Source organism: Streptomyces sp. WAC 01529 (genome assembly GCF_003945545.1).
Classification (GTDB): domain Bacteria; phylum Actinomycetota; class Actinomycetes; order Streptomycetales; family Streptomycetaceae; genus Streptomyces; species Streptomyces anatolicus.
Map to the genome: position 1 here is coordinate 5,317,495 of NZ_CP029617.1, position 23,725 is coordinate 5,341,219.

Annotated in this window: 19 protein-coding genes; 11 read left to right on the forward strand and 8 right to left on the reverse strand. The window is 71.0% G+C overall.

The window, feature by feature from the left end; all coding sequences use genetic code 11:
* Position 1: 1 nt before the first annotated feature.
* The 5 genes from DMA15_RS23955 to DMA15_RS23975 are packed head-to-tail and all read right to left on the reverse strand — an operon-like array spanning position 2 to position 8,382.
* Complete coding sequence (locus tag DMA15_RS23955) at positions 2-1,075, reverse strand: acyl-CoA dehydrogenase family protein (protein ID WP_125514825.1); 1,074 nt, start codon at positions 1,073-1,075, stop codon at positions 2-4.
* 1 nt (position 1,076) lies between these two features.
* Positions 1,077-2,249: an acyl-CoA dehydrogenase family protein gene (locus tag DMA15_RS23960; protein WP_125514826.1), complete on the reverse strand. Its 1,173-nt coding sequence runs from the start codon at positions 2,247-2,249 to the stop codon at positions 1,077-1,079.
* Positions 2,250-6,377 (reverse strand): non-ribosomal peptide synthetase, encoded by a 4,128-nt coding sequence (locus tag DMA15_RS23965; protein ID WP_125517972.1) that lies wholly within the window; start codon positions 6,375-6,377, stop codon positions 2,250-2,252.
* Positions 6,378-6,382: 5 nt separating this feature from the next.
* The gene (locus DMA15_RS23970) at positions 6,383-7,507 is read right to left on the reverse strand and encodes a M20/M25/M40 family metallo-hydrolase (RefSeq protein ID WP_125514827.1); all 1,125 of its coding nucleotides are present in this window, start codon (positions 7,505-7,507) and stop codon (positions 6,383-6,385) included.
* Complete coding sequence (locus tag DMA15_RS23975) at positions 7,504-8,382, reverse strand: RimK family alpha-L-glutamate ligase (RefSeq protein WP_125514828.1); 879 nt, start codon at positions 8,380-8,382, stop codon at positions 7,504-7,506. Before DMA15_RS23975 ends, DMA15_RS23970 begins: the two co-directional genes overlap by 4 nt.
* Positions 8,383-8,661: 279 nt before the next feature.
* On the opposite strand from DMA15_RS23975, the gene DMA15_RS23980 reads away from it, so the two are divergent.
* The 6 genes from DMA15_RS23980 to DMA15_RS24005 are packed head-to-tail and all read left to right on the forward strand — an operon-like array spanning position 8,662 to position 14,261.
* The gene (locus DMA15_RS23980; protein ID WP_125514829.1) at positions 8,662-9,393 is read left to right on the forward strand and encodes a sulfotransferase family protein; all 732 of its coding nucleotides are present in this window, start codon (positions 8,662-8,664) and stop codon (positions 9,391-9,393) included.
* Positions 9,394-9,449: 56 nt separating this feature from the next.
* A complete protein-coding gene (locus tag DMA15_RS23985) occupies positions 9,450-10,046 on the forward strand; it encodes a hypothetical protein (RefSeq protein ID WP_125514830.1) in 597 nt (198 codons plus the stop codon).
* A 1-nt stretch (position 10,047) separates the two neighbouring features.
* Positions 10,048-11,100: a BtrH N-terminal domain-containing protein gene (locus DMA15_RS23990; protein WP_125514831.1), complete on the forward strand. Its 1,053-nt coding sequence runs from the start codon at positions 10,048-10,050 to the stop codon at positions 11,098-11,100.
* A gap of 52 nt (positions 11,101-11,152) precedes the next feature.
* Entirely contained in the window at positions 11,153-12,448 is a 1,296-nt protein-coding gene (locus DMA15_RS23995) for a DegT/DnrJ/EryC1/StrS family aminotransferase (protein WP_125514832.1), read from the forward strand.
* Positions 12,445-13,287: a transketolase gene (locus DMA15_RS24000; protein ID WP_125514833.1), complete on the forward strand. Its 843-nt coding sequence runs from the start codon at positions 12,445-12,447 to the stop codon at positions 13,285-13,287. The genes DMA15_RS23995 and DMA15_RS24000 overlap by 4 nt, the downstream gene beginning before the upstream one ends.
* Positions 13,284-14,261, forward strand: a complete 978-nt coding sequence (locus DMA15_RS24005) for a transketolase C-terminal domain-containing protein (protein WP_125514834.1) — start codon at positions 13,284-13,286, stop codon at positions 14,259-14,261. The genes DMA15_RS24000 and DMA15_RS24005 overlap by 4 nt, the downstream gene beginning before the upstream one ends.
* Positions 14,262-14,325: 64 nt before the next feature.
* Here DMA15_RS24005 and DMA15_RS24010 read toward each other — a convergent pair whose 3' ends face one another.
* The 3 genes from DMA15_RS24010 to argC all read right to left on the reverse strand — a co-directional run bounded on the left by DMA15_RS24010 (position 14,326) and on the right by argC (position 17,880).
* On the reverse strand, positions 14,326-15,534 hold the full coding sequence (locus DMA15_RS24010; RefSeq protein WP_125514835.1) for an ATP-grasp domain-containing protein: 1,209 nt from the start codon (positions 15,532-15,534) through the stop codon (positions 14,326-14,328).
* Between the two features lie 11 nt (positions 15,535-15,545).
* Positions 15,546-16,778: an ATP-grasp domain-containing protein gene (locus DMA15_RS24015; RefSeq protein ID WP_125514836.1), complete on the reverse strand. Its 1,233-nt coding sequence runs from the start codon at positions 16,776-16,778 to the stop codon at positions 15,546-15,548.
* A gap of 70 nt (positions 16,779-16,848) precedes the next feature.
* Entirely contained in the window at positions 16,849-17,880 is a 1,032-nt protein-coding gene (gene argC, locus DMA15_RS24020) for an N-acetyl-gamma-glutamyl-phosphate reductase (RefSeq protein WP_125517973.1), read from the reverse strand.
* A gap of 319 nt (positions 17,881-18,199) precedes the next feature.
* Between argC and DMA15_RS24025 the strand changes: the two genes are divergently transcribed.
* The 5 genes from DMA15_RS24025 to DMA15_RS24045 are packed head-to-tail and all read left to right on the forward strand — an operon-like array spanning position 18,200 to position 23,682.
* Positions 18,200-19,393 (forward strand): ATP-grasp domain-containing protein, encoded by a 1,194-nt coding sequence (locus tag DMA15_RS24025; protein ID WP_240660253.1) that lies wholly within the window; start codon positions 18,200-18,202, stop codon positions 19,391-19,393.
* Positions 19,390-20,457 (forward strand): fatty acid desaturase family protein, encoded by a 1,068-nt coding sequence (locus DMA15_RS24030; protein ID WP_206302819.1) that lies wholly within the window; start codon positions 19,390-19,392, stop codon positions 20,455-20,457. Before DMA15_RS24025 ends, DMA15_RS24030 begins: the two co-directional genes overlap by 4 nt.
* Entirely contained in the window at positions 20,444-21,775 is a 1,332-nt protein-coding gene (locus tag DMA15_RS24035) for an O-acetylhomoserine aminocarboxypropyltransferase/cysteine synthase family protein (protein ID WP_125514838.1), read from the forward strand. Before DMA15_RS24030 ends, DMA15_RS24035 begins: the two co-directional genes overlap by 14 nt.
* Complete coding sequence (locus tag DMA15_RS24040) at positions 21,772-22,491, forward strand: gamma-glutamyl-gamma-aminobutyrate hydrolase family protein (protein WP_125514839.1); 720 nt, start codon at positions 21,772-21,774, stop codon at positions 22,489-22,491. Before DMA15_RS24035 ends, DMA15_RS24040 begins: the two co-directional genes overlap by 4 nt.
* An 18-nt stretch (positions 22,492-22,509) precedes the next feature.
* Positions 22,510-23,682: a homoserine O-acetyltransferase gene (locus tag DMA15_RS24045; RefSeq protein ID WP_206302821.1), complete on the forward strand. Its 1,173-nt coding sequence runs from the start codon at positions 22,510-22,512 to the stop codon at positions 23,680-23,682.
* Positions 23,683-23,725 lie beyond the last annotated feature (43 nt).

Sequence of the window (23,725 nt, forward strand, 5' to 3'; positions counted from 1 at the left end):
CCTACGGCCCGGCCGTCGCCGCCACCGGAAGCTCTTCTCCGGCGGTGGCGCGCCGGGCCGTGCGGACGCGGTCGGCGCCGACCATCCGCCACAGCGCGGCGGGATCGCCGTACCGGGCGGACTCCGCGGCGGCCAGCCGGAAGTACCGGTGCAGCCCCAGCTCCGTCGTCATCGCGCGCACCCCGCAGCTCTGCATGCTCACCCGCACCACATCGCGGGCCGTCTCGGCGGCCATCGCCAGCGCCATGACCGGCGCGGTGCCCACGGCGTCCGGCTCGGAGTCGACCAGCCACGCCCCCCGGTACACCGCCGCCCTCGTCGCCCGCAACGCCACCATGGCCCGCGCCAACGGGAAGGCGACCGCGGGCAGATCACGCAGCCTGGTGCCGAACTGCCTCCGGAAACCGGCGTACTCCACCGCCACCTGATGTGCGCCGTCGGCGATGCCCAGCAGATAGGCGGCCTGCCGCAGCCGCGCCCGCGCGAGGACACCGGTGGGCGACTCGTCCAGAGCCCCGACCACGTCCGCCGCCCCGACCGGTGTGGCAGCGAACCGGACGACCGGCGGCCAGCACCCGCCTTCCACGCCGACACCCCTCGCCCCGCGCGGCACCGCGACGAGCACCGGCTCCCCGCCCGTCCTGGTCGCCACCAGGAACGTACCGGCGCCCGCGTCGTCGACCGTGGCCGCGCCGGTCAGCTCCCAGCCGCCCGCGCGCGGGGTCGCGGTGACCCCGCCGCCGGTCGGCAGCGCCTCAAGGCCGGCGAGCGCCGCGCCCGCCGGGCCGTCCAGCCCGGCCGCCACCGCGTCGGCCCGGTAGGGGTTTCCGCGTGCCGCGCGGCCCAGCTCCTCGCTGACGACCACACCGGCCGTAAGACCGAGGCCGAGCCCGCCGGCGGAGGCAGGGCGTTCGAAGTCGGCCGCCTCCAGCGCGTCGAGAACCGTCCGGGCGGGCCCGCGGGCACCGTCGGTCACCGGCGCGCCGTGCAGCTCCATCCGGGCGGGGACACCGGCCAGGCCCGTACGCAACGCCTTGCGCAGCTGGACGACGAGCGGATCGGGGGTGGGGTGCATGTCAGTGCTCTTCCTGTCCGATGGAGTCGAACGCGGCGGCCATGATCTGGAGCATCACCTCGGAGGTGCCCGCCGACAGCGTGAGCCCCGGCGCCTCCCGGTGGGCGGAGTCCAGGGTCAGGGCCGCCCTGGTGCGGTCCGCCCGCTGCCCGGGGCCGGGGATGTCGGTGGCCCACGCCGCGATGGCCTGGGCGAGTTCACTGCTGTGGTACTTGGCGACGGCCGTGGAGACCTGGTCGACCTGGTCCGAGGCGAGCCCGGAGAGGACCTCCCAGGCGAGGACGTGGTCGGCGGTGAGCGCGCCGTGCCAGCGGCCGATCTGTTCGAGATGCGCGTCGTGCGAGGAGTCCGGGTCGCGGTCGATCAGCGCCTCCAGGGCGGCGTCGAGCCAGTGTTCCGCCTTGAGGAAGTAGTCGAGGCCGGTGCGCTCGATGGCCAGCGCCTCGTTGAGCAGCGGCCATCCCTCGTCGCGCGGTCCGATGAGGTCGTCGCCCGAGACCGGGACCGCGTCGAGCTCCACCCGGTGGAAGTGCTCGTCGCCGACGCCGGGGATCATCGACACCGTCACCCCGGGCGCGCCCAGGTCGACCAGGAACAGGCTGATCCCCTGGTACTTCCCGGCGCCCGGCGTCGTACGGGCCGCGCAGAGCCCGTAGTCGACGAACCGTGTCTTGAGGCTGAACACCTTCGTGCCGGTGATGCGGTAGCCCCCGCCGTCACCGTCACCGTCGCCGTCCGGTTCGGCCACGGCACGCAGCGCGCCGAGGTCCGACGCCGCGTCCGGCTCCGTATAGAGCACCGAGGCGAAACGCTCGCCGCGGGCGATAGCGGGCAGGTGCCTTCGCCGCTGCTCGTCGCTGCCCGCCATCAGCAGGAACTGCCCGACGATCTGGATGGTGTTGACGTGCAGGGTGTCCGGGACCCCCGCCCGCACCAGCTCCTCGGCGACGATCGCCGCGTCGGTGAGCGGGCGGCCCTCGCCGCCGTACTCGACGGGCCAGTGCACGGCGAGCAGGCCCCGCTCGCCCAGCAGGCGGTAGAGGGGACGCGCGTCCGGCTCGACGCCGTCCGCGCCGGTGGCCGCAGCCGCGGCGGCCTGCACCTCGGGGGAGCGCAGCCTGGCGCGCACGTCCGCCCGGAACCGCTGTTGATCCTCGGTGAATCCGAACCGCATCTACGTCTCCTCAGAGGCGAGCGTCTCTTCGATCGCCGCGACCACCCGGCTCAACGCCGGTTCTGTGAACAGGGTGTAGTGGTCGGCGGGCACGCTTTCGGCCCGGAACGGGCCCGTGCACACCGTCCGCCACTGCTCTTCCATGGCGGGGTGGGGCGAGGCGGTGAGCACCGTGACCGGTCCGCCGTACGCGGCCGGGGGGCGGTACGCCTGCATCGACAGGGCGCAGGACCGGAAGGTCTCGAAGCGGGAGGTCAACTCCTGCTCGGTCAGCTCCAGTTCGACGCCGAGGCCCTTCAGGGTCTGCCCGACGTCGGCCGCTCCGGCGGCCGGGTCGTCGAGCACCGCGCGCACCTCCGGGCCGTCCCGCCCCGTCAGCCTGGCGACGTCGTGCACGAACCGCTGCCGCACCGTCGCCTCGTCGAGGGGGACGGTGTCCTCGTCGTAGGCGGCGTCCAGCAGGATCACCGGCGGCCGCTGCCCGGTCGTACGCTCGATCTGCCGGGCGACCTCGAAGGCGAGCACGCCGCCGTAGGACCAACCGGCCAGGCAGCACGACTCCGGCAGACCGCTCTGCGTCAGGGAGCGCGCGATCCTGGCGGCGGTCGCCGCCATCGCCTCGTGCGGGGCCACGGACGTGTCCCGCGGGTCGGCGGCGAAGCCCGTCACGCCGATGTCCCCGCGCAGGGCCCTGGACAACGGGATGTAGCAGAACAGTTCGCCGCCCGAGGGATGCACCAGGATGACCTGGGCGGGGCCCGCGGCACGCATCACCACCGGCGGCCGGTCGGCGTCCTTTGAAGCGACCGGAGCGACCGAAGCGACCGAAGCGGCCGGGGTGGCCACCTGCCCGGACAGGCTCTCCAGCGCGTCGAGCGGATCGCCGTCATCACTCCGTGCGGCGCGCGCGGCGTCGATGGTGGCGGCCAGGTGCGCGACGGTCGGCGAGGCGAAGAAGTCGCCGAGCGCGATCTCCACCCCGAACCTGCGGTTGATCGCCGACATCAGCTGGACGGCCTGGAGGCTGTTGCCGCCCGCCAGGAAGAAGTCGTCGCGCACGCCGATCCGGTCGTCGTGCAGCAGCGGGGCGAGCACGTCGTGCAGCAGCCGCCGTTCCGTCACGGTGAGCGACTCGTCGCTCGGGCCCTCGCCCGTCCGGCTGAGGTCCGGCGCGGGGAGCCTGCGCCAGTCGACCTTGCCGCTGCTGGTGAGCGGCAGTTCGTCGAGCACGACGAAGTACGACGGGATCATGTACGAGGGCAGGCGCGCGCCCAGATGCTCGCGCACCGCGGGCACCTGCTCCTCGGTGACCCCGGTCAGGTAGCCGACCAGGTACTTGTCGCCGTTGTCGTCGGCCCGCGTGCGCACGCTGACCGGCCCGATGCCCTCGAAGCCGGTCAGCGCCGACTCCACCTCGCCCAGCTCGATCCGCAGCCCGCGGATCTTGACCTGCTGGTCGAGCCGGCCGAGGAAGACGAGCCGTCCGTCCGGCAGCCGCTTCACCAGGTCGCCGGTCCGGTAGAGCCGGCCGCCGGGCGCGGTGCCGAACGGGTCGGGGACGAACTTCTCCGCGGTCAGCTCGTCGCGGTCGAGGTAGCCGCGCGCGAGACCGCCGCCGCCGACCACCAGTTCGCCCGGCACACCGACGGGCACCTGGCGCAGGTCGCGGTCGAGGACGTGTGCCACGTGGTTGGCCATGGGCAGGCCGATCGGCGGCGAGGTGTCCCAGGTGCCCGGGCACTCCTCCACGATCATCGTCACCGTGCACTCGGTGGGACCGTAGCCGTTGAACAGCCGCCTGCCCGGGTTCCACCGGTTCACCAGCTCACCGCTGAACGCCTCGCCGCCGACGAACGCGATGCGCAGGTCGGTGAAGTTCTCGGGCGCCAGCAGCGGCATCACGGTCGGCGGCAGGTCGATCACGGTGATCCCGGCCTGCTCCATCAGCGCCTGCAACCGGTCGATGGACAGCCGCTCGTCGTCGGTCGCCAGACACAGGCGCGCGCCGGTCAGCAGCGCCGAGAACGTCTCGAAGACGGAGACGTCGAAGGTCGACGAGGCGAAGCCGAGCACCCGGTCGGCCGGGGTCAGCTCGAACAGGTCGCGCGTGGAGTCGATGAAGTTGACGACGCCGCGGTGTTCGAGCAGGACGCCCTTCGGCTTGCCGGTGCTGCCGGAGGTGTAGATGACGTACGCGACATCACCGGGCCCCGCCGCGAGCGGGGGATTCCCGCCGGGCAGCGCCGCCAGTTCCTCGCGGACGTCGTCCAGCGTCACGACGGGCGCGCCGACCTCGGCCACCGTCTTGGCGACGTCGGCGTGGGCGATCACCGTGCACAGCTCCGCGTCCGCGGCGATCTCCGCGACCCGCGCGGGCGGATGCGCGGGGTCCAGCGGCACGTAGGCGGCGCCGGTCTTGAGCACCGCGAGGATCGAGGCGGGCACGTCCACGTTCCTGCGCAGGCAGAGGCCGACCCGCATGCCGGGCCCGACGCCGCGCTCGCGCAGCAGGGCGGCGAGCCGGTTCGCCCGGGTGTTGAGTTCGACGTAGCTGGTCGCGGCGCTGGTGACGACGACCGCCACGCTCTCCGGGGCCTCACGGACGCGCGCCTCGAACTCCTCCACGATGGTGGCTTCGCGGATCGGCCGCATCGGACCCTTGCTGACCTCGTCGAGGAACTCCTTGTCCGCACGGCTCAGCACCTCGGCGGCGGAGAGCGGGGTGTCCGGGGCCGCGGTCAGGGTGCGCAGCAGCCCGTCGTAGTGCCGGGCGAACCTGGCGACACTGCATGCGTCGAACAGGTCGGTGTTGAACTCGACGCGCAGCACCGCGTCGGCGCCGGGGGCGGACTGCTCCGCCAGGCTCCAGCTCATGTCGTACCGGGAGGTGCCGGTCGGGACGGTCTCGCGCCAGGTGTCGAGGCCCGGCAGACCGGCCGTGGCGGCCGCGCTCTGCACGCCGAACACGATCTGGAAGACGGGGGAGCGCGACGGGTCGACGACCGGGTCCGCCGCGTCGATCAGCTTGTCGAGGGGCAGACCGCCGTGCTCGTACGCCTCGGCCGACACGCGCGTGACCCGCCGGACGAGGTCGCGGAAGGTCGGGTCGCCGGAGAGGTCCGCGCGCAGCACCCGCATGTCGGTGAAGAGGCCGACGACCGAGGCCAGGGCGGCGTGCGTGCGGTTCGCGTCCGGCGAGCCGATCACCAGGTCGTCCAGGCCCGAGTAGCGGTGCAGCAGGGTGAAGAAGGCGGCGACGAGCACGTCGTACGGCTCCGCGTCCTCCGCACGCGCCAGTGCCGCCGCCCGCTCCACACCCTCGTGCCCGACGAGGAAGCTGGCGCCGTCGCCCGCGAAGGTCCGGGTGTCACCGCGCGGCCGGTCGGTCGGGAACTCCAGTACCTCGACACCGGCCAGCTTGTCCCGCCAGTACGCGGCCGCCCCGTCCAGGTCGCCGCCGCGCGAGCGCGCGCGTTGCCACGCCGCGTAGTCCGAGTACTGCACGGGGAGTTCGGGCAGCCGGGGCGTGTCGCCGTCGCGCGACGCCCGGTAGCACTCGGCGAGTTCACCGATCAGCACCTCGCGCGACCGGGCGTCGCACACGAGGGGAGGTACGTCGAAGACGAAGAGGTGGTCGTCCGGCGCGACCCTGATCAGCTTCGCGCGCCACACCGGCGCCCGGCTCAGGTCGGACGGCGTGCCGCCGGGCCGCTCCACCAGCGTCCGCGCGGCGGCGAGCCGCTGCTCGTGGTCAGCGCCCTCGGCCTCGATCAGCGGCAGTTCGACCTGGACCTCGTCCACGACCACCTGCATCGGACCGCCCTCGCGCTCCACGATCACGGTCCGCAGGGCGTCGTGCCGGGCCACGACCGCGGCCAGCGCCGAGCGCAGCGCGGGCACGTCGAGGCCGCCGCGCAGGCGCAGGCAGAGCGCGTTTCCGGCGGCGGGGCTCTCCGGCGCCGGGCCGTCGATGAAGCGCAGGGTCTCCTGCGCGTACGACAGCGGCACCGGGCCCGTGTCACCGCGCGGCGTCGGGCCCCGCCTCGCCGCGGCGTCCGCCTGCTCCCTCAGCCGCGTCAGGAACCGCGCGCGGCGCTCCGCGGGCAGCGCGGCGAGGCGCTGGGTCATGTCGGTCACCTGAGGCTCCTTACGGGCGGCGGCGCGTCGGTCGCCCGGTCGTCCGCGCGCACGGGCAGGTGGGCCAACTCCGAGATGGCGAGGGTCAGTACGTCGATGCCCCGCATGTAGTCCGAGAGGACGATGTGCTCGTCGTCGGCGTGGTCGAGGCTGCTGTCACCCGGGCCGTAGGTCGCCATCGGGATGTCCCAGACCTCGGCGAGGGTGTTCATGTCCGAGGTGGCCGTCTTCACCACGAGGCGTGGCTGGGCGTGCAGGCGCCGGACACCGGAGACCAGCGAGCGGACCACCGGGTCGGCGCGGCCCACCCGGCAGGCCGCCACCGAGTTGAGGACCTCCAGGTTGCCGGCCGGCAGCCGCTCGCGCAGCCCGTTCACCAGCCCGTCGACGTCGAAGCCCGGCGGGATGCGGATGCTCAGGTCCGCCGTCGCCGAGGTCAGGTCCCCGTTGAGCTGGCACAGGGTCGCGCCCGGCTGGTCGAACACGCCGTGGCTCGCGTCCGGTCCGAGCAGCTCGACCAGCGTGTCCCAGCAGGCGACGGCGAGTTCGGACGCCTTCGGCACCGGGTTGCTCGGGTGGGTGGCGGGGCACTTGACGGTGTAGCGCAGATCGAGCTTGCCCTTGTAGCCGAGCACCACGCTCGACCAGCCGCTGGGCTCACCGATGATCAGCGCGTCCGGCCGGTCGTGGGTGGCCCGGACCGCCATCGCGCCGCGCGAGCGCGGGGTCTCCTCCTCGACGACGCCGATCACCACGATCCGGCCGGGGAAGTCCACCGCGCCGGCCGCGGCGCAGATCATCGCCGCGAGCGGTCCCTTCGCGTCCACCGCGCCGCGGCCGTAGAGCCTGCCGTCCTCGGAGCGGACCGGGACGTGGCCCGAGACCGTGTCCAGGTGGCCGAGGAGCATCAGGGTCGGTCCCGCACCGCGCTCGATCACGCCGATCACGTTGCCCACGCCGTCGATGTGCGCCTGGAAACCCAGGTCGGTCATCGTCTCGGCCAAGTAGTCGGCGAGCGCGCGCTCTTGGTAGGACGAGGAGGGGATCTCCAGCATCTTGCGCAGCAGTCCGGTGGCGTACGTCTCGGTGACGTTGCCCGACGATGTGAACGCCCAGTTCATCGTTGCGCTCGTTCCAGTAGGTGGTCGACGATGTGGTCCGCGACGTCGACCTGGTCGGCGAGCGCGGCTTGGAAACCGGAGAACTCCACCCGGTGGTTGACCTCCAGGACCAGCAGCCTGCCGTCGCGGTCCTCGATCAGATCGACACCGGCGATGTCGGCGCCGACGGCGGCGGCCGCGTCGAGGGAGAGCTTGGTGATCTCCGGTGTCACCTCGCACGGCAGGGCCTGCCCGCCGAGTGCCACGTTGGTGCGCAGGGACTCGCCGGTCCGGTAGACGGCGCCGAGCACCCGGCCGCCGACCACGATCACCCGGATGTCCCGGTCGGGCTTCTCGATCAGTTCCTGTACGTACCCCAGGTGCGACTGCGGGCCGGGCAGCGCGGCGGCGTACTCCAGCACGCCCTCCGCGCTCGCCCGGTCGGGCAGCTGGACGATCAGCCGGCCCCACGAGCCGACCAGCGGTTTGATCAGCGCCGGGTAGCCGATGGTCTCCAGGGCGTCCAGCGCGGCCTGCGGGGTGAGGCCGAGCGCGGTGCGCGGTGTGGGCACCCCGGCGGCCTCCAGGGCCAGCGTGGAGCGCCACTTGTCGCCGCACACCTCGGTGGCGTCGGCGCTGTTGACCACTTCGACGCCCGCCGCGGCGAGGCAGCGGGCCGCGTACGCGGCACGGACCTGGCCGATCTCCCGGTTCAGGGCGAGGCCCCAGGGCAGCTCGCGCCGCCCCGCCTGGAACCACTGCCGACGCGTGTCGACGTGGTCGAAGGGGACACCGCGCCGGTCGAACGCGTCGAACAGCCGTTTCTCGTCCGCGCCGACCCTGCTGGCGAGCACCGCGATCCTGCGGTCACCCGGGCGCTCTGGTGTCGCTGACACGTGACCTCCGTATTAGAACCACTGAATGGGCCGGTCGGTACCACCGGCCTGCCGCGTGAAAAGGAATCTACGAGCACACCGGAGCCGTGTGCATCCGCGACAAGTTCATGTACGGCGACGCATCGCGTTGACTTTCAACCCCCCTGACTGCGAAGTCTGCTTACCCGCCCGCGGCCGACCCCGTGCCACGCTTGAGCGGATTCGCATACCTGCCGCATTGGCTCACTGCGCGCTTTTCGTTCGGCTGTATCCAGCCGCGCCCGAGACGAGGGGGAAAACGTGGAACACACATCGGAGCGGATACCGGTGCTCGCTTTGTGGAGCGCGCCGCGCTGCCGCTCCACCGCATTCATGCGGATGATGACGGAGCGGGGCGACCACGTCGTCGTGCACGAGCCGCTCTCCCGGGTCGTCGACTTCGGTGAGGTGGAGGTCGGCGACCGCATCGCGCACTCCGAGCAGGAAGTGCTCGCGGAACTCCGTGCCATCGCGGCGCACAAGCCGGTGTTCTTCAAGGACACCACGGACTTCGCCTACCCGGCGCTCCTCGCCGACAAGGCCTTCCTCTCGGCCGCGACCCACACCTTCATCATCCGGGACCCGGCCGAGGCCATCGCCTCGCACCACGCGCTCAACCCGGAGCTGGGCCGCGACGAGATCGGCTTCGCCCGGCTGTACGAGATCTTCACCGCGGTGCAGGACGCCACCGGGACCACGCCGGTCGTCATCGACTCCGACGACCTGCTCGACCGGCCGGCCGAGACCGTGCGGGCGTACTGCTCGGCGGTGGGCATCCCCTTCCTCCCGGACGCGCTGAGCTGGCAGCCGGGGATGCGCTCGGAGTGGCAGACGACCAGCAAGTGGCACAAGTCGACCAGCGAGACCTCCGGTTTCAAGCGCGGCTCCAGCGACGGCGCCGAGAAGGTCGCGGCGGACCCGGTGCTGCGCGCCTACCGCGACTACCACCAGCCGTACTACGAGAAGCTGCGCGCCGTCGCGCTGCGGCCATGAGCGTGAACTGTGAATGAACGGGCTAGGTTCGGAATGCAGAACGGCTTTCCAGTGAGGTGGGTCACTTGACGGACATTTCGGTGTCCTCCGCCAGGACCGGTCTTTGCGATACGGTCGATATCTCCGGCCATCGCAACAACACGGCGATCTCCGCGGCGACGGAGACCAAAGCGGGGGCATTCAACGTATGGGGAAACTCGTTCGCGGCGGAATATCTGCCCGCGGGCGAGAGCCTCGTCCACGTGGACGGTGTTCCCTTCGAGTTTCCTCCGGTCTGCGACGGACCGGACAACGTCCGCTGCGCCGGACAGTTCATCCGCGTACCCGAGGGCCGCTACGACTGGATCCACGTCCTCGCCGCGTCCGAGCGGCGCAGTGAGGAGACCGTCGAGCTGACCTTCGCCGACGGCTCGGTCGACCCGGAACCGCTGCGGGTCTCCGACTTCTGGGCGGCGCCCGCGTGGTTCGGCGAGGTCAAGGCGTTCGAGAGCCTCGTCATGCACTACCCGCACCACGTGCAGCGCGGCGTGCCCGCCGTCATGTGGGCACAGCGCGTGCCGGTGACCCGGCGCGCCGGCCTGACCGGCATCCTGCTCCCCCGCAACGTCGCCGTACACGTCTTCGCGGTCACCCTCCAGCGGACGGAGTCCTGACATGACCGTCGACATGACGTCACGGACGTACATGATCACCGGGCCGGAACCCGAGTGGTGGTACCGCGACCTCATCAGCTGCCTCCAGTCCACGTTCGGTTCGCTCCTCATACGGGAGGGCGCCGACCCGCTGGCCGTGCTCGGCGCGGGCTGGCAATTCCTGCACCTGCCGGGCGACGTCAGGTCCGAGGAGTTCTACTACCCCTGCGCCCCCGACGAGTCCGGCGCCGCCGACCTCGGCGCCGCGCTCGCCCCCCACCACCAGCTGCGCTCGCGCTGGTGGCAGCCCGCCGACGAGAACGACGTCTGGCGCGAGGTGCGCGAGACGCTGGCCGGCAACCGGCTCGTCATCGCCGCCGTGGACAACTACCACCTGCCGTTCCGGCCCGCGTACGGAGACGTGCACGCCGCGCACCTCGTGGTGATCTACGGCCTGGACGAGACCCGGGGCGTGGTCTACGTCGCGGACGCGATGCCGCCCGCCTTCCGCGGCGCCGTCCCGATCGAGGAGTTCCTGCGCAGCTGGGGCTCGGCGAACCCGAACGACGTCCAGGACGCCTTCTTCAGCGACGCCCGCATCGGCAGGCGCTGCCTCGACGTCCGCCTCGACGCGCCGCCCGCGCCGCTCACCCCCGAACTGCTCGGCGGCTACCTGCGCACCGACAACGAAGGCTTCACCACGGCCACTTCGTCCCGCACCGGCCTCACCGGATACGACGAGTTCGCCGCCGAACTCCTCGACCGGTGCCGGGCCGGGGACGCCGGGGCCCTGCGTGAGCTGTACCCGTTCGGCTGGGGCATGCAGGCGCAGGCCTCGCTCCACGGCGAGCTGCTGCGCCGCTGCGGCCGCCAGTGGGACGACCCGGCGCTGGCCGGGGCGGGCCGGGCGGTCGAGGCCGTCGCGCACGCCTGGACCGGACTGCGCTTCACCGGCGCGCACGGGCTCGACGACCCGCGCGCCGCCTCACCCGACATCGCGCACCACACCACGGTGCTGCGCGGCGCGTACGCACGCGCGGTCGACGCCGTCGGCGCCGTGGCGGCGCGACTGTGACCGTGTGGACCGTGTGCCGAACGACCGACGTGACCCTGTGGAGGGGAGTTCGATGAGCAAGCTGGCAGCGTTCGGCGGCACGGCCACCGTGCCGAGGGACCGGCGCCATGTGCAGTGGCCGTTGGTCGAGGACGAGGACCGCAAGGCCGTCCTCGACGCGCTCGACGGCGCGAGGATGGTCTCCGACACCGACGGCGTGAACTCGGTCTCCGTCCTTGAGGAGAAGTGGGCCACCCGCTTCGGCCACGAGCACTGCGTCGCGGTCTCCAACGGCACCGCGGCCCTCTCCCTCGCCCTCGCCGCGCTCGGCGTCGGACCGGGGGACGAGGTGATCGTGCCCGCGCTCAGCTTCATCGCCACCGGGCTCGCCCCCGTGCACCAGATGGCCGTCCCCGTCTTCGCCGACATCGACCCGGTCACCTTCAACATCGACCCGGACGACATCGAGCGCCGGATCACCCCCCGGACCAAGGCGATCATCCCCGTCCACCTGCACGGCGCCCCCGCCGACATGGACCGGATCACCGAGATCGCGCGCAAGCACGGCCTCGCGGTCGTCGAGGACGCCGCACAGGCCCCCGGCGCGACCCACCGCGGACGGCCGGTCGGCGCCCTCGGCGACGCGGGCGCCTTCAGCCTCCAGGTCAGCAAGAACATCCCGACCTGCGGCGAGGGCGGCCTGCTCGTCACCCGTAACTCCGAGCTGGCCGAGGCGATGCGCCGCGGCAGACAGTTCGGCGAGGTGATCGAGAGCGGCCGCGAGCGCGACTACGTCTCGTACGGCCTGGGCTGGAACCACAAGATCAACGCCCTCCAGGCCGCGTTCACCAACGCGCAGCTCGACCGCTTCGACGGCTACGAGCAGGCGCGGCAGCACAACGTCACCGAGTTCCTCGGGCGCCTCGCCGAGCTGCCCGGACTGCGGGTGCCGACCGCGCTGCCGGACACCACCCACGCCTGGCACATCCTGCGGTTCCGCTTCGACCAGGCCGCGTTCGGTCTGGACGGCGTGCGGCCCGAGGCGCTGCGCGGGGCGCTGCGGCGGCTGCTGCGCGCCGAGGGCGTACCGATGTCGCAGTACCAGCTGATGCCGCTGCCCGACCAGAAGGTCTTCGTGGACCGCTCCGGCTTCGGCTCGGGCTACCCGTGGTCCGTGACCGGCGCGCCCGGCACCACCGCGGGCGAGGGCTACCCGGTGACCCGCGCGGTCATCGCCGACTCCCTGACCATCCAGAAGCGCCACCTGCACCCGGGGGCGGGCGAACTGCTCGGCCTCTACGCCGACGCCTTCGAGAAGGTGTGGGCCAACCGCGACATGGTCGCCACCCTCGCCAAGGCGGCGTCATGACCGTCGCCCAGGTCCTTGAGCGGGACACCCTGGACACGGTCGCCGCACGCATCCGCGCACACGTCGTCGACATGTGCGCGGGGCCCGAGGGCGGCCACCTCGGCGGCGCCTTCTCCTGCGCCGACGTGCTGACCGCGCTGTACTTCTCGGTGCTGAACGTGGACCCGGAGCGCCCGGACGACCCGGACCGCGACCGCTTCCTGCTCAGCAAGGGCCACGCCGCCGTCGGCCTGTACGCCACGCTGGCCGAGCGCGGCTTCTTCCCGGTCGGGGAACTCGCCGGATACGGCCGCCCCGGCAGCAGGCTGATGGGCCACCCGGTGCGCGCGGTGCCCGGGGTGGAGATGCCGACCGGTTCGCTCGGCCACGGGCTCGCCCTTGGCTGCGGGTTCGCGCTGGCCGCCCGGTACGCGGGCAGCGCCTCGCGCAGCTTCGTCCTGCTCGGCGACGGCGAACTCCAGGAAGGCTCGGTGTGGGAGGCGGCCATCGCGGCCGCTTCGCTGAAGCTGGACCGCCTGGTCGCGGTGGTGGACCGCAACGGCCTCCAGCTGACCGGCGCCACCGACGGCATCGCCCCGATGGAGCCGCTGGCCGACCGCTGGCGCAGCTTCGGCTGGGCCGTGCGCGACGTGGACGGCCACGACCCGGACGAGCTGGCGGAGCACTTGGGCGCCGCGCCGTGGGAGCCGGGCAAACCGAGCGTGCTGATCGCCCGCACGGTCAAGGGCCAGGGCCTGCCGTTCCTGGAGGGCCGCAGCTCCAGCCATTACGTGACCCTCTCGCCACGCAACCACGCACGGGCGGTACGCGCCCTACGAGCCACGGAGGCCGCAGAATGAGCCGCGCGACCCGCGAGGCCTACCGGGACAGCCTGCTTCCGCTCCTGGGGCGGCACCCCGAGCTGATGTGCCTGGACTCCGACACCGGTCTGTTCAACGCGGAGTACGCCGCGACCGCCGGTGACCAGTACCTCAACCTCGGTATCGCCGAGCAGAACCTGATGGGCGTGGCCGCCGGGATGGCCGCGTGCGGGCGGATCCCGTTCGTCAACACGATGGCCGCCTTCGCCACCTCCCGGGCACTGGAGGCCATCAAGATCGACATCGCCTACAACCGGCTGCCGGTCCGCATCATGGCCACCCACGGCGGCCTCGCCGCGGGCCACCTCGGCCCGACGCACCAGGCCCTGGAAGACCTGGCGGTGATGCGCGTACTGCCCGGGATGACCGTGGTCGTGCCCGCCGACGCCGCCGCCACGGAAGCGTTCGTCGAGCAGAGCGTGAGCCTGCCGGGACCGCTCTACGTCCGGCTCGGCCGCAAGCCCACCCCGGCGCTGCCCGCGGCGCCGCCGCCGGTCATCGGGCAGGCGCAGACGCTGCGGCAGGGCGGCGACGTGGTGCTCGCGAGCTGTGGTCCGTACCCCGTGCTCGCGTGTCTCGCCGCGGCGGACGCCCTGGCCGGACACGGCATCGAGGCCACGGTGTTGAACATGCACACGCTGCGGCCGTTCGACACCGAGACGCTGGTGGCCGCCGCACGGCCGGCCTCGCTCGTGGTGACGCTGGAGGAGCACTGGCGCAGCGGCGGCCTGGGCGGCGCGGTCGCCGAGGCGCTGTCGGAGGCGGCGCCCACCCGGGTGGTGCGCCTTGGCATGCCGGATCAGTTCGTCAGCGAGGTGGGCAACCAGGAGCACCTGGTCGCGCACTACGACCTCACCGCGGAGCGGGTCGTGCGGGAGGTGCGTGCCGCTCTCGACGGGGCGGGATCGCCGGCCGGTTCCCCGGCCGGTTCTCTCGCCGGTTCTCTGAGCTGACGACAACGACCGAGCGGGCCACCCTCGATTCGAGGGTGGCCCGCAGTGGTGTGTGCGAGGTGCTTCAGACGCTGGGCGGGGGCACGATGCGGTAGTCGAGCGTGCTGATGACGGCCGCCACGCGCTCGCGCAGCAGGCTCACGGAATCGGCGGTGACCGTGAAGCCGAGGAAGAAGTTCTCCTGCTCCAGGTTGCTGACCTGGTAGCCGTCGACGACGTCCGCGTCGCCGACGCCGGGCAGTGCGCGCAGGTCGTCCGCGCCGGTGCGGATCTCGACGGTGCCCAGCTCGTCGGCCTCCACATAGACCAGGCCGGTGACCGGCAGGTCGGGGACCGGGACCAGCTCTTGCGGGTCCAGGGTGTACTCGCCCAGCGACATGGAGACGTACGCGTCGATCGGGTCGACCCCGCCGGGCCCGTGGACCGCCGGGAAGTGCATGCCGCGCCCGGGCCGGGGATTGATCTCCACCAGCTCCGTCCGGCCGTCCTCGGTGGTCCGGCCCTCGACGTGCAGCCAGAGCTGGTCGAGGCGGAGGTCGGCGCAGAGCGCGCTGACCGCCTCGCTGAGATCACGTACGCCCTCGCGGATGTGCTTCCGCTGGGGCGGATGGAGGTTGATCCCCGCGTCGTGGTGCCTGGTCTCGTCCAGGTCGGGCTTCTCGCCCGCGAGTATCGGGTGGAAGCGACCGGCGACGACGGGGCCGTCCACGGTGTACTCCGTACCGGGCAGGTACTCCTCGACGATCAACTCGATCCCGGCGAGGCCTAGTTCGGCGAGGCGGCGCCGGTAGGCGAGGAGGTCGTCGGGCCCGTCGACCCGGCTGACGAGCCGCGAGGCCCCGGACTCGCCCGAGGGCTTGATGATGGCGGGGAAGAAGTCCACCTCCGCCGGGTCGTCGGAGAAGCGCATGCCGGAGAGCCCGAGGGCCCGCATGCGTTCCCGGACCCGCGTCTTGCTGAGCAGCACCTCGCGGCCGGGGTCGGCGCCCGGCAGGCCGTAGTGCGCGGCTATCTCGATCTGCCAGGGCATCAGCACTTCGAGCAGGTTGACGACGGCGACGGGGTCGATGCCCCGCCCGTCGAGCCGGGCGGCCAGCGTGGACAGGTCCTCGCTGTCCCAGTCCAGCAGGACGTGGTCGTCGCAGAGGCCGCGGTTGCGGTCGTCGGGAAGATCGGAGATCAGCACCGGACTCAGGCCGCGGGCGCGCAGCCTTTCGACGGCCGGGGCCACGCCGCCGGCATTCCATCTGGAGAGGATGAGTACGGATTTCAAGCCGCTACCGCCTATCGGGAACTGTTGTCGTACAGATGGTCCTCTTCGATCTGCCGCAACTTCTGATAGTCGGCGAGAAGCTGTGCCGGATCGTCGGAGATGAGGAATACGTATCCGGGCTGTGTGGCCACATCGATCGTCCGGCCGATCGGCTGCCCCTCCGAATGCCTCATCACGGTGAAGACGTGGGACGGCAGCGCGCGAATGGCGGCCATCGCCTCGTGGGAGGGGATGACGCCGTGCTCCAGCGGATTGATGAGATGGACGAAGCGGTGGTGCTGGAGCAGCTGGTACGCGGTGGTGGGCAGGCGGTCGAACTCGTCCGGTTTCGCCACGGACAGCGCGAGCATCTCCACCTGGTTGGTGCCGAAACAGCGGTTGTTGATCTCAAGGACCTGGCCGCCGCCCATGCGGGCCGCGCTCTCCACGAGCACCGGGCCCCTGGAGGTCATCATCACCTCGGTGTGGCCGGCCGCGTTGCGCACCTCCAGGGCGTCGAGCACCTGGTGGGTGTACGTCTCCAGCTCCCTGGCGACCGGATCGTCGGGGGCGAGCGGCTCGTTGTAGTCGTAGATGATGTTGCCGCCGGGGAGCCTGAGCTTGAAATAGCGCCAGATCTCGACGGTGTGGTGCCCGCCGTCACGGCTGACGGTATTGACGAAGTACTCGTCGCCCTCCAGGAACTCCTGGGCGAGCACCGTGGTGTTGGGCATTCCGTGGCGGTCGGTGCTGTGCAGAATTCTCTCGTGGACGGCGCGGATCTGTTCCGGGGAGGAACACGCCACCACGTTGTCCGTGCTGGAGCTCGCGACCGGCTTCAGGATGACCGGATAGCCCACGGTCGCCTCGGCCCACGCGATGATCTCCTCGACATCGGTCGAGACCATGCTCGCCGCGTGCGGGAGGCCGGCGTCGCGCAGTGCGAGGGCCATCTCGAACTTGTTGCGGCGGGCGGTCGGGCGGCTCATGCCGTTGCCGGGGGTGCCGAGTTCGGCGGAGAGCTGGTCGGCGAGTTCGACGCCCGCCTCCTGGCCGGCGATCACATGGGTGACCCCGTGCCGGCGCAGCACGGACGCGGTGGCCTCGACGTCGCCGAAGTGCCGGACGTCGTCGACGAAGGTCCCGGGGGAGCCGGTCAGGAGGACGTCCGGATGGGGGGACCGGACGTGCACGCACTCGATGTCGTACTGGTCGAGTACGGCGGGCAGGAGGCCCCCTGTCGAGTAGGCGTCGACAATCGCCACGCGCTTCGTTCGTGTACCGAGGTTCGTCGGCATCGTCAGCCACTTCCCTTCTGGGTTGGGTCGGCCGGGGTTAGAGGGGGTGGAGGCCGGGGAAGGTCAGGCCGAGGGTTTCGGGCCATCCCATGCGGATGTTGAGGCATTGCAGGGCGTTGCCTGCGCCGCCTTTGACGAGGTTGTCCAGGGCGGCGATCGTGGTCAGGCGGCCGGTGTCCTCATCGAGGGCGTAACCGACGTCGCAGTAGTTGGAGCCCAGCAGGATCTTGGGGTCGGGGTAGCGGAAGATGCCGCGCTGGTGGGCCACCACGCGCACGAAGGGCTCCTCGGCGTACTGCTCACGAAAAGCCCGCCGCACGGTCTGTTTGTCCACGCCCGGGCGCAGGGTGGCGTGGCAGATGGTCTGTACTCCGCGGACCGCCTCCACGCCGGTGGCGGTCATCGCCGCGGGCAGGCCCAGGTGGCGGGTGATCTCCGCTTCGTGACGGTGCCCGGTGGGGGCGAACACGCGCATCGCGCCACTGCGTTCGGCATGCAGGTTGGCAGGGCCCGCGGTGGCACCCGAGCCGCTGGAGCCGGTACGGGCATCGAACTGCGCCCCCGCCTGAACCTCGATCAGATCCCGGGCGACCAGCGGATACAGGGCCAGCACACCGGCCGCCGCCATACAGCCGGGCACACTCACCATGTCGGCGCCGCGCAGGGCCTCGCGGTGCAGTTCGGGAAGACCGGGCACGAACTCGTCCAGCAGATGCGGCGCCTCGTGCTTCTCCCCGTAATACCGCTCGAACACCTCGGTGTCGTTGAGCCGGAAGTCCCCGGTCAGGTCGATGACCAGCTTCGCCCGCTGGCTCCACTCCTCCACCTGCCCCATCGCCACCCGGTGCGGCAACGCCAGGAACACCGCATCACACTCCGCGACCTCCTCCGCCGAGCAGAACAGCAGATCGGTCGCGGCCCGCAGATTCGGATGCACCCCATCGACCCGCTTACCCGGGAAACGCGAGGAGACCGCCCCCACCACCTCCACCTCGGGATGCCCGATCAACAACCGCAACAACTCACCGCCGATATAACCCGCCGCACCCACCACCGCAACCCGGATCACCGGCACACCCCGCTCACAGACCCGCTCAAGCCCACCACCACGACATCCTCCCGACGCTGGAAGTACTCGATCGACCGGACGGCACAACCCAACCGCCGTATCGAAAAAGCAACTTACGTAGCGGCCCGCGCTCGGCGCGTCCGCGAAAGGCGCATCCGCCACGACGCGCCGGACTGACATTGCCGCCGCACGACTACGCGTCCGGATTACTCGGCCGGAACCCGGCCCATGCCACCCTCGAATCCGGTCGTCGGGTTCCAAGCCGGGCTTTCGGTAGACCTCACAACACCAGACCTCGGGAGGTAGCGGCTTGAAATCCGTGCTCATCTTCTCCAAGCAACACTTCGGCGGAGTACCCCTTATCGCCGGGCAACTGCGCGCCCGCGGCCTGCGTTCGGTGCTCGTCTCCGAGCTTCCCGACAATCGGCACCGGGACAAATGCGATGACCATGTAGTGTTCGACTGGTTCGGCGAGGAGCTGCCCGTACTCGCGGCCCGGCTCGAAGAGCGCGGAATCGAACCCGTCGCCGTCGTCAACCTCCTCGAATCGTTGTCGCACTGGCAGATGGCCGTGGCCGCGCACTACGCCGTCCCGGGTGCCGACGAGAGCCGTCATGTGCTGCTCAGCAAGGTGCTCGTCCGCGAGCACATGCGGGCGCTCGGCCTTTCCGACCTGCGTTTCTCCGGTGATCCGGCGACAGTGGACTTCTTTCCCGCCATCGTGAAACCCGCACGCGATTCCGGGGCCTCCCGGCTGGTCAGCCGCGTCAATGGGCCGGATGAACTCCGCGCCTACCAGGACCGTCTCGCGGAAGCGGGTCTCGCCGACACCGAGTTGATCGTCGAGGAGTATCTGTCCGGGGTCGAGTTCTCCGTGGACGGCCCTGTCGTCGACGGGAAATTCCATCCGCTCCTGACGGTCGAGAAGCCCGAGCACGACCAGGTGAAGCACCACGACGCGGGACTCGAATTCCACCCGCCCGAGCAGGAGCACGTGCGTGAGGGGGTGCGCGTCCTCTGCGAGAGGGTCGACGCGTTCTGCGCCGATCTGCGCCTGGATCAGTTCTGGCTGCACTTCGAGGGCCGCTCCACCGAGGACGGCAGGACGGAACTCATCGAGATCAATCCGCGTTTCGGCGGCGGCATGATCCCGGCGGCGGTCCGCGAGGTCAGCGGGATCGACCCGATCGAGGCGGTCGTCTCCATGGCACTCGGCGAATTCAAGCTCGACGGGCCGATGCCCCTCCGCGAACGGCCGGTCATCGGCTGGATCGACATGGAGGGCGACGAACTCGGCACGGTCGAGGTCAGCACCACAGAAGACGACCTGCGTGAACTGCCCGGCATGGTCGGCGCACAGATCACCAATGGATACCGGATCACCGACCTGGAGCAGGAGAACTTCTTCCTCCGCTTCGCGGTCACCGCCGATTCCGTGAGTCAGTTGCGTGAACGTGTGGAGACCGTCCGGAACAAGATTGATTACCGCATCACAAGCGAGGGGGGCGAGTGAGTACTGACACAACGACCTGGGCGTACACCGGTCGGCGATACACCATGTATCGCTTCCCGACGGATGTGGCGCACGACCTGAAGGCGCTGAACACGCCCGACAATTGGCATGCGCTGCTCGCGTGGGTCGAGGACCTGGTGTGGATGGCCGGCTGCGTACTGCTGTGCGTCTACGGCTCGTACTGGTTCTATCCCCTGGCGGCACTCGTCATCGGTGCCAGGCAGCGCGGTCTTTCCACGATTCTGCACGACTGCGCGCACGGGGTGGGGATAAAGAACCGCGCGCTGCAGATGGCCGTCGGTACGGTGCTGACCGCATACCCGATCTTCCAGCAGCATTACGCGTACAAGGTGTCGCACGTCTATACCCACCACCCGCGTCTCGGCAGCCCTGACCTCGATCCGGATCTGCGGTTCTTCATCGAGCAGGGGGCCTACAAGAAGGCCACGGCACCGACGTACATCCGACGGGTCGTCCTCATGCCGATTTTCGGCTCGCAGACCTGGGCCTACATCCGCTACCTCATCCGCAACCGCTACCGGGTGCTCACCGGGGCGGAGAAGACGGCCGCCCCCACCAATCCCGTGCAGCGGCGCAAGCGGATACTCGACGGGCTCGGCTTCTGGGTGTTCTGGGTGACCGTCTCCGGCGCGGCCTGGTACGGGGACTGGGTCTTCGAGCTGCTGCTTTTCTGGGTCATTCCCTATCTGACGAGTTTCCAGATCCTGGGCTGGTACATCGAGTTGTCGGAGCACACGCCCCTGGTGCGGGACTCCTCCGTGGATCTCTACATGACGCGCAACCGCAAGAGCCGCCTCTGGGAGCGGCTGCTCACCGGGATCCACAACGACCACTTCCACCTGGAGCACCACCTCGACCCGCGCACGCCCTTCTACAAACTGCCCGAGGCGCGCGAGATACGGATGAGAGACCCGAAGTACGTAGAGGTGGACGCCCAGTTCGGCGGCCTGTGGCACCGCGGTCCACAGGGGCAGCCCAGTGCGATCACCGCGATAGTCCGCTCCATGGTCCGAGAAGAGGAGGACAACGGTGTCCCGGCCTGAGGTACCCGCACGAGGCAAGACATTCCGCGCCGCGGAGACGGCGGCCATCCACGGCGGATACGAGTGGCGGCTCGGCATCACCCCGCCGGTCGTCACGCCGATCTACCAGACCTCCGCCTACGAACTGCCCAGCACGGCGGACGCGGCCGGGATCTTCGACCTGCAGCAGGACGGGCACGCCTACACGCGGCTGAACAACCCCACCTGCGATGTGCTCGAAGAGCGCATGGCCGCCGTCGACGGGGCCGCGGCCGGACTCGCCGTCGCCTCCGGGCAGGCGGCGATCTCCCTCGCCCTGCTCAACCTCTGCCAGGCCGGCGACAACATCGTCAGCTCCAACGAGCTGTACGGCGGCACGTGGAACCTGCTCGCCAACACCTTCAAGCGGTTCGGCATCGAGACCCGCTTCGTCAGCCCCTCGGACCCGAAGAACTTCGCCGCCGCCACGGACGAGCGCACCCGCTGCTACTTCGGCGAGACCCTGCCCAACCCGCGGCTGAGCGTCTTCCCCATCGAGGCCGTCGCCGAGCTGGGCGAGCAGGCGGGCGTACCGCTGATCCTCGACAACACGATGGTCCCGTACGTCTGCCGGCCCATCGAGCACGGCGCCCACATCCTGGTCTACTCCGCCACCAAGTACATCGGCGGCCACGGATCGACCCTCGGCGGGCTCATCCTCGACTCCGGGCTCTTCGACTGGGAGGCCCACGCGGACAGGCACCCGCTGCTCACGCAGCCGGACGCGGCACACGGCGGTGCGGTGTGGACGCGTACCGGCAAGGACCTGGACAGTCCGCTCGGCCGCAGCAGCTATCTGCTCAAGGCCCGCGAGACGCTCCTGCGTGACCTCGGCCCCTGTCTCAGCCCCTTCAACGCCTGGCTGCTGCTCCAGGGCCTGGAGACCCTCCACCTGCGGATGCGCGCCCACGGCGAGAACGCGACCGCGGTGGCCGGCTTCCTCGCCTCCCACCCCAAGGTCGGCGCGGTCCGCCACCCCAGCCTCGCCAGCGGCGAGGAGGCCCGGCTCGCCGCACGCTACTTCGGCGGCAACGGCGGCCCGCTCGTCCAGTTCGAGCTGACCGGCGGACGCGAGGCAGGCTGCCGGTTCATCGAGTCCCTCCAGCTGATCTCCCACGTGACCAACGTCGGCGACGTGCGCTCGCTCGCCACCCACCCGGCCTCCACCACGCACGCCCAGCTGCCCGAGCAGGAGCAGCTCGCCGCGGGGGTCACCCAGGGATCCATCCGGCTGGCCGTCGGCGTCGAGCACATCGACGATCTGCTGGCCGACCTCGGTCAGGCGCTGGACGGCTCATGACCCGCCCGCTCGTCGCCCTCGCGTGCTCGGCCGAGACCTGGGACGAGGTGCCCCACGACGCCGTACGCCACGCCTACGTCGCCGCGCTGGAGGAGGCGGCCGAGTGCACCGTCGCCCTCATCCCGGGGCCCGGCCACACCTTCGTCGACCAGCTGGACCGGTTCGACGCGGTGGTGCTCGGCGGCCACGAGACGAACGTGGCCCCGGAACGGTACGCGGCGACGGACGGGCCGGGCCCGTTCGACACCGACCGCGACACGCTGGCGCTCGCGGTGATCCCGGCGGCCGTCGAGGCGGGCCTGCCGCTCCTCGGCATCTGCCGGGGGCTGCAGGAGCTGAACGTCGCCCACGGCGGCACCCTCCGCGCCGTCGAAGGTCATCGCGAGGACCTCTCACTCCCGCGGGACGAGCAGTACCTGCCCGCACACGCAATACGGATCCACGCGGACGGAACGCTGTACGAGCTGACCGGCCGCACCGCCTCGGCACGGGTGAACTCTCTCCACGGCCAGGCCATCGACCGTCTGGGGCCGGGGCTTCGGATCGAGGCACAAGCCCCCGACGGTGTCATCGAAGCGGTATCCGTCGCCGACAGCCGTGCCTTCGGGCTCGCCGTGCAGTGGCACCCCGAGTGGTATGCCACCACGGACCGGCTCTCCAGGAAGATCTTCCGAGCTTTCGGTGACGCTGCCCGGAAACACGCGGCGGGCCGCTGACTTCTGGAGGACAAGACCTTGAACGCGTTTCCCGTCACCGAGGACCACAGGACCGCCACCTACGGCGTTCCCGCGCAGCTCAGCCGCCATCTGAAGATCGCCACTCTCTTCACTCCGGAGTATCCGCTCGTTCTGGAGTCGGGCCGCTCGCTCTCCCATGTGCAGGTCGCCTACGAGGAGTACGGAACCCCCTCACGCCACCGCGACAACACGGTGTTCGTCTGCCACGCCCTGACCGGGGACTCACACCCGGCACGGCACGACCCGGACGACATCCCCGGCTGGTGGGACGTGATGGTCGGGCCGGGCCGCCCGATCGACACCGACACCTTCCACGTCGTGAGCGCCAACGTCCTCGGCGGCTGCGCGGGCACCACGGGCCCCCTCTCGCCGGGGGAGACGGGCCGCCCGCTGGGCCCCGACTTCCCCGAGGTCACGGTCGCGGACATGGTCACCGTGCACCGGGCGCTCCTCGCCCACCTCGGCGTCGACCGCCTGCACTCGGTGGTCGGCGGCTCGCTGGGCGGCATGCAGGCGCTGGAGTGGCTGCTGCGCCACCCCGGCGACGCGCGGCGTTTCGTGCTCATCGGCACGGCGGCCGGCCTCACCACCGACGGCCTCGCGGCCCACGCGGTCAGCCGGGCGGCGATCCGCTCCGATCCGTGTTTCGACGGCGGGCGTTACGTGGACGACCTCATCGGGCCGGGGCCGCGGGACGGCCTCGGCATCGCGCGGATGGTCGCCCACCTCACCTACATGTCGCCCGAATCGCTGGAGAGCAAGTTCGGGCGGGCCGTCCAGCCGGGCCGTGAACCCACCGGCCCGGCCCACGGCCGGTACGCCATCGAGCGCTATCTCGAACACCAGGCCCGCAAGTTCGTGGACCGCTTCGATGCCAACAGCTATCTCCATCTGACGACCGCGATGGACCGGTTCACCGCCTTCGAGCGCCCGCACGCCATCGCAGCGGAGAACGATCCGGCGGTCCACGTCTTCAGCTTCGCCTCGGACCGGCTTTTCGGCCAGGAGGTCACCAACGCGCTCCTGGCGCAGTTGACGGCCACCGGTCTGACGACTGTCACCCACCACCGGGACAGCACCTCGCCCGCCGGCCACGACGCCTTCCTGCTCAACGTCCCCGGATATCTGCGGGAGATGCGAGCCGTGCTCGCCGCGCCGTCGGCCGCCTGACGCCGACCGTTTCACGCCGACCGTGCCACACCGATCGTTCCAC